This is a genomic window from Variovorax cryoconiti, from assembly GCF_051216395.1.
In the GTDB taxonomy this organism is placed as follows: domain Bacteria; phylum Pseudomonadota; class Gammaproteobacteria; order Burkholderiales; family Burkholderiaceae_C; genus Variovorax.
Genome location: NZ_JBPJZI010000001.1, coordinates 861,732 through 874,233, shown reverse-complemented (window position 1 = coordinate 874,233; position 12,502 = coordinate 861,732). Strand labels below are relative to the sequence as shown.

The window sequence follows — 12,502 nt, the reverse complement described above, 5'->3', positions numbered from 1 at the left end:
CTTTCGCCAACGCGGCCTCAAACACAGAGGACCCGCAAACCATGACGCAGCCCCAGCCCCGCTCGCAAACGCTCTCCATTCGCCAACAGGCCATCATTCCGATCGCCGCGTTCGGCGCAGTCGGTGACATGTCACGTCTTCGTTCCGCGCTGAATCAGGGCCTCGACGCCGGATTGACCGTGAGCGATGCGAAGGAAGTGCTGATCCAACTGTATGCCTACGCCGGATTTCCGCGCAGCCTGAACGCCCTTGGCGAGTTGATGAAGGTGGTCGAGGCGCGCAAGCAGCGGGGCATACAAGACGCACCAGGGCAAGAACCAACCCGCGCGGTACCCAAAGGCGACGCGCTGCTGGCAGCAGGCACGGCCAATCAGACCAAACTCGTGGGTAGCCCCGTAAAAGGTCCATTGTTCGACTTCGCACCGGCCGCCGGGGAGTACCTCAAGACTCATCTCTTCGGCGACATCTTCGAGCGTGACAACCTTGACTGGCAAAGTCGGGAACTTGCGACCGTCGGGATGCTGTCTTCCCTGCAGGGCGCGGACTCTCAGCTGCAGTCGCACATGGGCATCAGCATGAATACGGGCATCACAGTCAGTCAGTTGAGCCAACTGGCGCAAGTATTGGCGGACCGGGTGGACGCCGAAACTGCGACAAGAGCGCGGGCGGCGCTCGCACGTCAGCTCACAACGAAATGAAGCCAATAGGCTTGTTCTTTCACTGAAGAACTTCAAGCCGGTCAGCTTGCTGGCGCAACGCAACGACATCCCGCTTGGGCGGTGCCCCAAACAGTCGGCCGTACTCGCGGCTGAACTGAGAGGTGCTTTCGTAGCCCACTTGAAACGCGGCCCCCGCGGCGTTCAGGCGTTCGTTCAACATCAAGTGCCTAGCCTCGTGCAGGCGCAACCATTTCAGATACTGCAGCGGGCTCATCGCGGTGAGCTGGCGAAAGTGGTGATGCAGGTTCGAAGGGCTCATTTGCACATGAGCCGCGAGTTCGTCGACGCGCAGGGGCTTGGCGTAATTCGACCTCAGCCATTCAATGGCTCTTGCGATCCGTTGGCTATGACTGCCCACCGATGCAATTTGCCAGAGGCGTGCCGCATCGTCGCTCGCGAGCAAACGGTATTGAATCTCTCGTTCGATGAGCGGCGCCAATACGGGAATGGCTTTGGGCTCATCAAGCAGCGCAATGAGACGAGAGAACGGCTCCAGTAAGGCCCAGGTCATGCGGCCAAGCGCCGAACTGCCATCCGAAGCTCGCTGACGGGGTGGCTGCAAGCCGCCTTGTGCGATCAGTTCTGCCATTACCCTGAGGTCGAGCTTGAGTCCAAGCCCGAGACAAGGTTTTTCCGAACTCGCTTCGAGCACCTGCGAGTTGGCAGGGATCTCGAGTGAGTTGATCAGGAAACGCTCAGGGTTGTACGCATAGGCATCGTCGCCGACCAGCAGTTGCTTGGCCCCCTGAACAACGAGTACGACGCTGGGCTCCACTTCGCAGGAGCAAGGCGGGCTGACTGTTTCGCGCCGGAACAGAAGGAGGTTCTCAATTGCTGTCGGGCAGTGTTCTTTGCCCACGGTCCATCTTCCAATGGCGTCGACCAAGCCCGCACGCAGCGCATGGAGCTGTCCAGCTGGCTGTTGTTCGCTAGCTTCCAGGGTAGGCATAGAGATGTCCTTGGGCTCAACCTCCACAGGATAGCTCTCTTGCCCAGCCGAATTGTTTTTCGGCCCGATGTTCTGGAGGATCAGGCAATGAATCAGTCGAATCGGTCTACCAGGAAGTGAGCCGAACGAAAAATAATATCCCTCACACGAACGGGTGGTGCAGGTGCTGCCATTCGTTGAGCTCAGCGGGGCATGCCCTGGGAGAAGTCTGTTGTTGTTTCGGCGCTTGACGACGTTGCCTGTCACTGCGGCGAGTGATGCATGCGGCTCGCTCAAACATACGGCGAGCCTCCAAATGACATCCGGTCGTACGGCTGCGCATCGAGCAAGAGATAAACGAAGACTCCATCGCCGCTGAGGGAACGCGGGAGCGGCGGACCTTAAGCCAAATCATCGAAATCTCACGAATGAAAGGAAAGCGCATGAGCCTATCGAACTCCCGTCGCCAAATGCTGCAAGGCGCAGTCGCCATTGGGGCAGTTGCCCTCACCGGCATGCATGCTGGCGCTGCCCGATCACAAACCCGTTCAAATGGAAACAAAAGCATGGTACTGACCCAACACTGGGACAAGGTTTTCCCGCAAAGCAATCGGGTCGCACACCAAAAGGTGACGTTCAAGAACCGCTTCGGCATCACGTTGGTTGGCGACTTGTATCGGCCGAAGGATCGGGCAAATAAAAAGCTGCCCGGGTTGGTGCTCAGCGGACCGTTCGGGGCGGTCAAGGAGCAATCGTCCGGTCTGTATGCCCAGCAATTGGCAGAGCGAGGGTTTGTCACCCTCGCATTCGACCCTTCTTTCACCGGTGAGAGTGGAGGCGAAGTGCGCAACGTCGCATCGCCTGACATCTACACCGAGGACTTCAGCGCCGCGATCGATCACATCGGCCTGCTGCCTTACGTAGATCGCAACCGCATTGGCATCATGGCGATCTGCGGTTTGAGCGGAATGGCGCTGACGGCCGCGACCAGCGACTCCCGCATCAAAGCCGTAGCGACGGCTTCGATGTACGACATGTCGCGCAGCATGAGCCGTAGCTACATGGACAGCTACACCCCCGAGCAGCGGCATAAGGTGATTGACTATCTGAGCCAACAACGCTGGGCCGACGCCGAGAAGGGCACCTATGCGCTCGGATACCACGAGGTGCCGTTTGACGGCACCGGCCAAATCGTCAAAGGTGAACGCGTACTGCCTGAAAAGCTGCCGCCGGATCCCCATCCCGTACTCGCCGTCTTCTACGACTACTACCGGACCCCGCGTGGATTCCATTCGAGATCGATCAACTCGACCACCGCATTTACGGCCACAACACCAATGTCGTTCTTCGGTTTTCCGTTGATGGCGAATATCGACATGATCGCGCCACGCCCGATCATGTTGGTAGCTGGGGCCAACGCACACTCGCGCTACTACTCGGAGGATGTGTACAAGGCCGCTTCTGGTCCGAAGGAACTGGTGATCGTGCCCGACGCCGACCACGTGGACTTGTATGACAACCTGAAGAAGATCCCATTCGACAAGTTGGAGGCATTCTTCAGGACAAACCTGAAATAGCACATCCCATCCTGCAGGAAGAAGTTCCCAATGAAGCTGAATCAAGCCTTTACTGGAAAGGTCGCGTTCGTGACCGGAGCGGGCGCTGGAATCGGGCGTGCGACGGCGCTGGCCTTTGCACGGGAAGGTGCCAGCGTCGTCGTGGCTGGCATCCCGGAAGCGAGCATCGACGAAACGACTCAACAGATCGAAACGTCGGGCGGCCGTGCGCTCGCGGTCCGGTGTGACGTGTCCCGGGAGGACGATGTTCAGGCGGCAATCGCCGAGACGATCCAGGCATTCGGCCGGCTGGACTTCGCATTCAACAACGCAGGTGTGGAACAACCCGTCATGCCCGCTGCCGACCTTTCGACCGAAGAGTTCGACCGCATGATCGCCGTCAACCTTCGAGGTGTATTCCTCTGCCTGAAGCACCAGATTCCCGAGATGCTCAAGCAAGGAGGTGGCTGCATCGTGAACACCTCGTCCGGCGCCGGCGTGAAGGGGTTCCGGGGGCAGGCCGCTTACGCCGCGGCCAAGCATGGCGTGATCGGCCTGACCAAGTCAGCGGCACTCGATTACGCGGGTGCGAACATCCGCGTGAACGCCGTGTGCCCCGGCATCATCGAAACGCCGATGATGAGCCGGTTCAGCGGCGGCACGTCCGAAGGGCGCCAGGCTGTCATCGCCCAGGAGCCTGTTGGCCGCATGGGGCGTCCGGATGAGATTGCCGCAACCGTGCTCTGGCTGTGCTCGGAAGGTGGCGCCTTCACGATTGGCGCGGCCATCGTCGTCGATGGTGGTCAGACCGCATGACCTGCAGCGCGAGAGATCGGCGCATGGCGATACCCGCTGATGGTGGCCTCAGCGAAAGGACCCCAGGAGACGGCTGCCGCAGCGCTTGTTAGCGCCGCGGGCTTGTTCGGGTGCTTCCTAGCGGCCTGCCATCCAGGCAGATTCACCACCTCCAATAGATTGCGCCTTGAAGCGAGATTCGGTCTGGTTCAAATTCGTCGTCCAAGCGCCCGTGCGCTTAGACGATGGCGAGCTTGTTATCGTCAGCCCAATTGACCAGCGCCGTTACCGGCTCCAGCTGCGTCTTTACCAATTCGGTGAGTTCGTAGTCAACGCGCGGCGGAATCGTCGGATGCATCGTTCGGGTGACCATCCCGTCGAGTTCGAGCCCCACAGCGTCAGTGTCAACATGCGCTGGAAAATGCGGCTGATCAGACGCCGTATGGCGTTGCAACGCATAGGTCCCCTCGAGAGCGCGGCGACAGCCATCACCCACCGTCCATTTTTCCCGCGCGCGCGTTAGCTCTCGCGCGGCAGTCGGTTGCGTAGGGCTTGTAGCGAACAGATCTGTGCGTCGCGGACAAATTTGTGCCTACTTGCGAGAAATGATGTGGACTGTAAATTGGCCCAACGAACACTATTCTGTTCGCAGAAAGTTCATCGCCATGCCGACCATCGATCTGTACACGGAACTGAGTTGCCGATGAAGATCGTTGTCGATCTGAACCGCTGCCAGGGATACGGCCAGTGCGTCTTCGCCGCTCCGGAAGTCTTCTGGATGGAAGGAGGCGAAGCGCTCTATTTCGACTATGCGCCGAACCCCGCGCTGGCGGACAAGGTGGTCAAGGCGGCCCAAGCCTGTCCGATGCACGCGATCACGGTGGATGGCGAAACGATTCGCGCGCGGGGTCTGGGCGAGGCACGCTTTGAACCGATCGGCGCCGTGCGATGACCGGGCGTTGTGTGATCGTCGGTGCCTCGCTCGCCGGTCTGCGCGCCGCCGAGGGGTTGCGTGATGCAGGCCATGATGGCGAGATCGTTCTCGTCGGCGCTGAGCGCTATCGCCCCTATGACCGGCCGCCCCTCTCCAAGGCGGTGCTCGCGGGAAAGATCAGCGCGGATCATATCGACCTGCCCGAACGGCGATCCATCGATGCGGAGTGGCGACTGGGTGTCGCGGCAACGAGGCTGGACCGAGCTGCCAGGTCGCTCCGACTCTCCGATGGCGCTGAACTGAACTACGATCGTCTGTTAATCGCCACCGGCACGAGGGCCAATCCTTGGCCGAACAAGGATGAAGCCAGACTAGCGGGCGTGTTCACCCTTCGCGACCGGGACGATGTGGCGTCGTTGAAGGGCCGGCTAGAGGCGACTGATGGCCGGATCGTCATCGTCGGCGGTGGTTTTATCGGCTGCGAGATCGCCACCATCTGCCGTCATTTGGGGCGTCCGGTCACGGTTGTGGAGATGGGCCCGGTGCCGATGCAGCGCGGTCTTGGCCGCACGATCGGCGACCTGATGGCGCGTCGGCACCAGGCGCAGGGTGTGGATTTGCGGACGAATGCCGGGGTGACAGCATTGCTGGACGATGGTCGACGCAACTTTACTGGCGTGCGCCTGACCGACGGCGGTCTCGTTGAAGGGGATCTTTGCATCCTGGCTCTTGGCGCGGCGCGCAACACCGAGTGGCTCTCCGGCAGCGGCCTCAGGATCGACCGGCTCGGACTGCATGCCGACGCCCAGTGTCGCGCACTGCGCGAGGACGGCTCGCCGGCGGAACGCGTCTTCGTCGCCGGCGACGTGGCCGTCTGGCCCTCGCGCCTGCTCGACAAGCAGATGGCGATCGAGCATTGGAGCAATGCCAACGAGCAGGCGCGCACCGCGGCGTTCAACATGGTCGCCCCGAACGGCGCGATGCAGGAGCACGATTATCTCCCCACCTTCTGGTCAAACCAAGCCGGCGTCACGATCAAAGCGGTCGGGATGCCGAGCATCGCCGACAGGGCTGCGGTCATGCAGGGGTCGCTGACCGGCGACGGCTTCGTTGCGCTGTTTGGACGCGAGGGCCGCACCGTGGGTGCGATCTCGATCGATCGCGGCCGCTTCCTCGATTTCTATGCCCGGCTGATCCGGGACCGCGCGCCGTTTCCCGAGTCGATCAGGACGGTCGACGGCGGACAAATCGCTTCGTTTGACCCCGGTTTCGCACAACCTGAAGACACCCCGAAACAGGAGGTGCGCTCATGATCGACGTCGCTCCCAATCAGATCTTTGCCGAACTCGTCAAACCCGCGACACGCCCCGATCCCTACCCGCTATGGCGCCAGCTGGCGGACCATGGCCCGGCCTTCCAGGACAATGGGGTGTGCCTGGTGCCAGGCTATGCCGATTGTGTCGCTCTGTTCCAGGATCCGCGCGTGAGTTCCGACGCGAGCAAGGTCACCGACGAGCCGCAGGCGCCGATCGCGGCGCCCTTCTTCCTGATGGACCCGCCCGACCATGGCCGATTGCGGCGGCTGACGATGAAGCATTTCGGGCCGCCCGATCGTGGCAATTATGTCGACAGCCTGACGGGTGATATCCGGGGTTTCGTCCAGCGCTTCATCGACGAATTGAAAGGCGAGACACGGTTCGATTTGATCCCCACCTTCGCCAATCGCCTGCCCGTCGAGGTGATCGCCAAGATCACGGGGATTTCGGTCGCGGAGCAGGATCCGATCGGCCGCTGGCTGGCATCGATCATCTTCGAGCCCGAGTCGCTGAAGCTGCTTGATACCGATGGCGCGATGCACCGCGAACAGGCCAAGAGCGCCGAGGCGCTTGGGGGCTTCCTGATGAAGACGCTCACCGACCGTAAGCAGAACCCCCGTGGCGACGATATTCTCAATCGGCTGCTGGCCGACGATGCGGCTGATGCCATGAGCGATGAGGAGGTTGTTTCGACGATGATGATCCTTCTCGCAGGCGGCCATGAAACGACGATCACGTTGATCGGCAATGCGATGGTGCAGCTGTTGCGTCATCCCGACACGATGACGAAGGTTCGCGCGGACTCGCGGCTGGTGGCGCCACTGGTCGAGGAAGTGCTGCGGTTCGAACCGCCGATTCAGTACCGCGTGCGCTACGCGCTGGACGAATTGGAGATTGCCGGTGTGAAAGTCCCGGCAGGCACCAAGCTGATGCCGGCGATCGCGGCCGCGAACCGTGACGCCGCAATGTTCGCGAATCCCGACCGGTTCGACATCCACCGCGCGCCGCATCCGCATCTGAGCTTCGCCAGCGGCAGCCATTTCTGCTTCGGTGCCCCGCTGGCGCGGCTCGAGGGCCAGATCGCGCTCGGCGAGTTGGTCCGCCGGTTGCGTAATCCGCGCCTGATCGAGGAGGAACTTGCTTACAAGCCCAGCCCCGAAACGCGCGGACCCAAGCGGCTGGTGATCGAGGTGGACGGCTTCGACGACTGATAATGATATAGGCGGGGATCTACCCGCCACTTAGCGAGGTTTGAGGTATATGCCGCACCCTCGGCGCTCTTCCTCAAGCTTATCGGGATGCTCTAGGTCGAGTCGTGAGGCTCAACTCCACCCACCCGTCCAACCGGGCGCACGACACTCCGGTTTGATCTGTCCCTCCTGAGCGATCTCTCAAGCCATTCCGAATTAGCTGCAAATGCGCGCCTCGAAGCGTTAGCGTCAGCATGCTCTGGGAAATGCCGCTGATCAGCTGATCAGACGCCAATGCACAGTCCCTTCGAGCGCTCGGCGACCGCCATCGCCGTCCATTTGTCCCGCGCACGCAAGTGTCGGCTCTCGCACTTCAGTCGGCCGCGTAGGGCTTGTAGCGAACAGATCTGTGCGTCGCGAACAAATTAGTGCCTCCTTGCGAGAAATCATTTGGGCCGTAAATTGGCCTAACGAACAATTGGTTCGCAGAAAGTTCATCCGAAGGAACCAACATGACGAACTCCGAAGTCGTTACCGAACTCATTCACCGCTTCACTCGGCAGGATGTGAGCGTTGCCGACCTGTACGCTGACGATGTTTCTGTACACGTCATGTTCGCGTTCCCCCACCCGCTAAAGATCTCCGGAAAGAAAGCCTTCATCGCCGCCTATGAAGCGAACCGTGCGAATAGTGGCGGGGAGACCCCTGAAATGTACAAGGGTATCGAGATCCGTGATCTGAAGGTGCATGAGACGACCGACCCGAACGTGGTCATCGCCCAATGGACGTACGTGTCCAACAACGCATTCGGAAGAATCACCAACTTTAATATCATCGTTGCAGAGCTCAGAGACGGCCTCATTACTCAATCCAGGGACTATCACAACGATATCACTCGAGCGCAGGCCAACGGCACCCTTCCTGAGCTTATCGGGATGCTCCAGACCGCGTCGTGAGGTTCATATCCATCCGCACGTCCAATCGGGCGCAGGACGCCAGCTTGATCTTCCATTTCTGAGTTCCCTCAAGCCATTCCTAATTAGCTGCACGTGCGGGCCGCGAAGCGTTGGCGTCAGCATGCGTTGGGAAATGCGCCTGATCAGACGCCGTAGGGCGTTGCAAAGCATCGGTCCCTTCGAGTGCTCGGCGACCGCCATCTCCGTACATTTTCCCCGCGCACACAAGTGTCAGCTCTCGCATAGAAGTCGGTCGCATAGGGCTTGTAGCAAACATATATGTGCGTCGCGGACAAATTTGTGCCTCCTTGCGATTAGTTATTTGGGCTGTAAATTGGGCATTGAACACTTTGTTCGCAGAAAGTTATCGCCATGCTGACCATCGACCTGTACACGGAACTGAGTTGCCCCTGGTGCATCATTGGAATGCATCGACTTGACAAGGTGTTGAGCCAAAGGTTCGCCGATGAGGCAGCTGTGATCCGTCACCATCCTGTTATCTTGATGCGCGATCTTCCGAAGGCGGGACGGCCGTTGGCCGACCTGCTTCTGGAACGCTACGGCATAACGGATCCGCACCAAGCGTTCGCGCGGCCAGAGGCCGAGGCGCGGGCCTCCGGCCTTGCTCTCGACCTCATGCGCCAACCCATGGCCTACCCCACCATCGCCGCCCATACGCTGGTGCGTATCGCGGAGGCCCGGGGCTCTCAGCACGCGCTTGCCGTGGCGATCACACACGCCTATTTCCTTGAGGGTCGCAACATCGCCGATCCTGTCTTGCTGGGGGAGATCGCCACAAGCTACGGCTTCACACATGACGAGGCTGCAAGGCTCGCCGCCGACCCGGCCGAGCAGGCGCTCACCGATCAGGCTGCGGCGCATGCCGCTGCGCAAGGCGTGCGCTCTGTGCCGCATTTCGTATTCAATGATTCAGTGGTTCTGAATGGCGGCCGCAGCGAAGATGAACTTGCAGCGGCAATCGATCAGGCGTTGAGCAGCGCGAGTGTCGGGGCATGAAGGTTCTGATCTTTGGCGCTACAGGCGCTTCCGGGCTGCTGACGGTCCGTTCCGCGCTCAAGCATGGGCATGACGTCACCGTCTATGCGCGCAACCCGGCCAAGCTAGGCAACGCCATCACGGATGCGCGTCTGAAAATCTTTCAGGGCGAACTCACGGATGCGGCGGCGATCGACACCGCCATTGCGGGTCAGGACGCGGTCGTGAGCGTGCTCGGTCCGACCAAGGGCGCGAGCGGAACGCCGCTGACCGATGGCTTTCGAGCAATCCTCGGCGCTATGGAGCGGCATCGGGTCCGGCGTCTGGTGGCGACGTCGACCCCGGCGTTCCGTCAACCCGAAGACAGGTTCGTGCTGTCGTTTTGGCTCGGCGTCTCGATGATCCGAGTGATGGTGGCCCCGGCCTATCGCGATATCGTTGGCTCCGCGGAGGCGATCAGCGCCAGCCGTTTGGATTGGACCATTGTTCGACTTCCGATGCTCACCGACAAGCCGCATGGCGGACCCCCAGTGGCAGGTCCGCTGGGTACACCCGGGTTGCGGCTCTTTTCTCTGTCACGCGAAGTACTGGCGGACTTCCTGATCGACCAACTGACAGATGATCGGTGGACTCGACGCGCTCCGGTCATATCAAACTGAACGTGGCGCACTGCGATGAGGAAGCCGCCTTGTTTACTCAAGGGGTTCTTGCATCGAAGTGTTCTTGCGACCGGACGATGGCGAACTGATTGTCATTTGCCCAGTGCATTAGGCCCATCACTGGCCCCAACAAGGTTGTTCCCAGTTCAGTGAGCTCGTAATCCACACGGGGCGGAATAGTAGGAAAAACCGTTCTGGTGACCAACCCATCGCGCTCCAAGCCGCGCAGCGTCAGAGTCAGCATGCGTTGAGAGATGCCATCGACGCCACGCCGCAGTTCACTGAAGCGCTTGGTCCCGCTGGCCAGCAACGCGATCACATAGAGCGTCCACTTGTCGCCGATGCGATCCAGGATCTCCCGCGTGGCGCGGCAGCCACCGCCGTTGGGTTCCGGCAGTGCTTCAAGAACATTTGTGTGACTCAGCGACATCCGCGTGCCTTCTTGTGCGATCCAGGTGGCAACCATACCATCCTTAGCATCGCTTTGGGAACCTAAAGTGCAATCCCGCCTTAGTTCCCAAAGCATCCTATGGAGTCATGATGAACCACGTCTTGCTGATCGTTTCCAGCCCGCGACGCGCAGAAAGCCTGTCTACCCGCTTTGCAACTGAAATTGCGGAGGGGATCCATACCCGACTGCGCGGCACGCTCACGGTGCGCGATCTCGCCACCCACCCGTTACCGCACATCTCGCCCGCCTACATCCAAGGCCGCACGGCGCTGCCCCAGGCTCGAACGCCGGAAGAGATGGAGGCGGTTGAGGTCGCCCAGACCCTGGTGGATGAAGTCCAGGCCGCCGACGTCATCGTCCTAGGGTCCGGAATGATCAACTTTGGCCTGCCCTCACAACTCAAATCGTGGTTCGATCATGTGATCTGGCCCGGCGTCACATTCAGCTATGGCGGCGTGGGACCAAAGGGTCTGCTGGGTGGCAAAAAAGTCTATCTCGTCACCGCGGCTGGCGGGGTGTTTTCAGAAGGTGCCTATGCGTCCTTCGATTTCCAGACCAACTACCTCCTGCATCTGCTCGCTTTCATTGGTTTGACTGACGTTGAGCTCATCCGCATCGAAGGCTCGGTGTTCGGTCCGGACGCTGCAGCGGCAGCCATCACCAATGCCGAGGCAGCTGTACAAGCCTTGCTGAAAAAGGCGGTGTGACCATCACGGTAAGAAAGTCATCACGCTCTTGATCTTGAGGTAAAGGTCAACAACAACCATCAAGGAGTGAATACATGCGCTTCGCCAAGCCCGCCGTTCTCGCCACCTGCTCCCATTTCCCCTGCCATCTGCTTCGCCGCGCACTGTCCAACAGTCACGCGGCGAGGCGCAGATGATCGAACTGCGCCACCTTCGCTACTTTATCGCCGTCGCCGAGGAGCTGAACTTTCGTCGTGCCGCCGAGCGCGTGCACATCGACCAGACGCCGTTGTCGCGCACCATCCGCGACCTCGAAGACCAACTGGGCGTACAACTCTTCGTGCGCGCTCCACGCAAGCTGCACCTCACACCAGCTGGCCTGCGACTGCTCAAGGAAGCTCGCAAGGTGCTCATCCGCGTCGAGCGTGCCCGCCGAGCCGTACGCGAGACCGATGCGCGCTTTCGGGCACCGCTGCGCATCGGCGTGGCCGATGGGATCGCCCAACCCAAACTCACTGAATGCATCGTCCGCTGGCGCGAGGTCGCCCCGGAGATCCCACTGGAGCTGACCGAGATGCGCGCCTGCGAATTGGCGGCCGCCTTGCAGCGCGAAGAGCTCGACGCAGGCTTCTCGTTCGGCCTGCCCGATGACGATGCCATCGCGCAACAGCCGGCGTGGAGTTACCCGGTCAGGGCGCTGCTGCCGCTCGGGCACGAGCTGGCGTCGCAGCCCGTACTGCCAATGGCCGAGCTACTGGCCTTCCCCCTGATGTCCTGCAATGCTGAGCGTCAACCCGGCTTGCTGCGGCAGATGCGAGCCATCGTGCAACGCCACACGACGACGCCGACCATCGCAGGCGAAGCCTGCACCCTGACCGGCTACATCACTCGCATCGCCGCCGGCATGGGCGTCGGACTGGGAGACGCGGGCCACTTCCCCATGCTGTGCCGTTATGACGTGGTGGCCATCCCTACGCATGAGGACGAGCGCATCACCACCTTCGTGCTGCACAAGCACCAGCGTTTCGGATTGCCCGAGACCTTGCAACGTTTCGTTGCGCACGCCAAAACTTTGTAGAGATCGTTACGGCTGTCGCGCGCGCGATGGGCGGCGCAGCGTCATCGGCCTTGGACACCAGGCGGATGCCTCGCGCATGCTGATGACCCCGCTAATGAGTTCGCTGGCTTGTCGGACTGCGATCCCCCAGTCCGAGGCAGCGATTCCGTCGGCGTACTCCTCACCGCGCCCCATCACGCCCCGATGGGTGGGCGGTTCGGCGACTCGATTCCAGACTCGGGAAAGCGGTGCCGCTGCG

Annotated in this window: 14 protein-coding genes; 11 read left to right on the top strand and 3 right to left on the bottom strand. The window is 60.9% G+C overall.

Annotated features, from left to right (window positions below):
- The first annotated feature begins 41 nt into the window (after positions 1-41).
- On the top strand, positions 42-698 hold the full coding sequence (locus ACSFA2_RS04350; RefSeq protein WP_435454062.1) for a carboxymuconolactone decarboxylase family protein: 657 nt from the start codon (positions 42-44) through the stop codon (positions 696-698).
- Positions 699-717: 19 nt separating this feature from the next.
- Here the strand turns inward: ACSFA2_RS04350 and ACSFA2_RS04345 are convergent, their stop codons facing one another.
- Positions 718-1,914, bottom strand: coding sequence for an AraC family transcriptional regulator (locus ACSFA2_RS04345; RefSeq protein WP_435454061.1), 1,197 nt, complete (start codon positions 1,912-1,914; stop codon positions 718-720).
- A 176-nt stretch (positions 1,915-2,090) separates the two neighbouring features.
- Here ACSFA2_RS04345 and ACSFA2_RS04340 point away from each other — a divergent pair, with 176 nt between their 5' ends.
- On the top strand, positions 2,091-3,224 hold the full coding sequence (locus ACSFA2_RS04340) for an alpha/beta hydrolase (RefSeq protein ID WP_435454060.1): 1,134 nt from the start codon (positions 2,091-2,093) through the stop codon (positions 3,222-3,224).
- A gap of 30 nt (positions 3,225-3,254) precedes the next feature.
- Positions 3,255-4,019: an SDR family oxidoreductase gene (locus ACSFA2_RS04335; protein WP_435454059.1), complete on the top strand. Its 765-nt coding sequence runs from the start codon at positions 3,255-3,257 to the stop codon at positions 4,017-4,019.
- A gap of 217 nt (positions 4,020-4,236) precedes the next feature.
- Here the strand turns inward: ACSFA2_RS04335 and ACSFA2_RS04330 are convergent, their stop codons facing one another.
- Positions 4,237-4,392, bottom strand: coding sequence for a winged helix-turn-helix transcriptional regulator (locus tag ACSFA2_RS04330; protein ID WP_435454058.1), 156 nt, complete (start codon positions 4,390-4,392; stop codon positions 4,237-4,239).
- A gap of 309 nt (positions 4,393-4,701) precedes the next feature.
- On the opposite strand from ACSFA2_RS04330, the gene ACSFA2_RS04325 reads away from it, so the two are divergent.
- The 6 genes from ACSFA2_RS04325 to ACSFA2_RS04300 all read left to right on the top strand — a co-directional run bounded on the left by ACSFA2_RS04325 (position 4,702) and on the right by ACSFA2_RS04300 (position 10,049).
- A complete protein-coding gene (locus tag ACSFA2_RS04325) occupies positions 4,702-4,950 on the top strand; it encodes a ferredoxin (protein WP_435454057.1) in 249 nt (82 codons plus the stop codon).
- Positions 4,947-6,245, top strand: coding sequence for an NAD(P)/FAD-dependent oxidoreductase (locus tag ACSFA2_RS04320; RefSeq protein ID WP_435454056.1), 1,299 nt, complete (start codon positions 4,947-4,949; stop codon positions 6,243-6,245). The genes ACSFA2_RS04325 and ACSFA2_RS04320 overlap by 4 nt, the downstream gene beginning before the upstream one ends.
- Complete coding sequence (locus ACSFA2_RS04315; RefSeq protein ID WP_435454055.1) at positions 6,242-7,459, top strand: cytochrome P450; 1,218 nt, start codon at positions 6,242-6,244, stop codon at positions 7,457-7,459. Before ACSFA2_RS04320 ends, ACSFA2_RS04315 begins: the two co-directional genes overlap by 4 nt.
- 491 nt (positions 7,460-7,950) lie before the next feature.
- Complete coding sequence (locus ACSFA2_RS04310) at positions 7,951-8,394, top strand: nuclear transport factor 2 family protein (RefSeq protein ID WP_435454054.1); 444 nt, start codon at positions 7,951-7,953, stop codon at positions 8,392-8,394.
- A 372-nt stretch (positions 8,395-8,766) separates the two neighbouring features.
- Positions 8,767-9,411: a DsbA family oxidoreductase gene (locus ACSFA2_RS04305; RefSeq protein ID WP_435454053.1), complete on the top strand. Its 645-nt coding sequence runs from the start codon at positions 8,767-8,769 to the stop codon at positions 9,409-9,411.
- Entirely contained in the window at positions 9,408-10,049 is a 642-nt protein-coding gene (locus tag ACSFA2_RS04300) for an NAD(P)H-binding protein (RefSeq protein WP_435454052.1), read from the top strand. Before ACSFA2_RS04305 ends, ACSFA2_RS04300 begins: the two co-directional genes overlap by 4 nt.
- A 37-nt stretch (positions 10,050-10,086) precedes the next feature.
- Here the strand turns inward: ACSFA2_RS04300 and ACSFA2_RS04295 are convergent, their stop codons facing one another.
- On the bottom strand, positions 10,087-10,479 hold the full coding sequence (locus tag ACSFA2_RS04295; protein ID WP_435454174.1) for a winged helix-turn-helix transcriptional regulator: 393 nt from the start codon (positions 10,477-10,479) through the stop codon (positions 10,087-10,089).
- Positions 10,480-10,589: 110 nt separating this feature from the next.
- On the opposite strand from ACSFA2_RS04295, the gene ACSFA2_RS04290 reads away from it, so the two are divergent.
- Both ACSFA2_RS04290 and ACSFA2_RS04285 read left to right on the top strand, forming a co-directional pair.
- Positions 10,590-11,207 carry an FMN-dependent NADH-azoreductase gene (locus ACSFA2_RS04290; protein ID WP_435454051.1) on the top strand — a complete coding sequence of 206 codons (618 nt, stop codon included), beginning with the start codon at positions 10,590-10,592 and terminating at the stop codon, positions 11,205-11,207.
- A gap of 172 nt (positions 11,208-11,379) precedes the next feature.
- Positions 11,380-12,264 (top strand): LysR family transcriptional regulator, encoded by an 885-nt coding sequence (locus tag ACSFA2_RS04285; RefSeq protein ID WP_435454050.1) that lies wholly within the window; start codon positions 11,380-11,382, stop codon positions 12,262-12,264.
- Positions 12,265-12,502 lie beyond the last annotated feature (238 nt).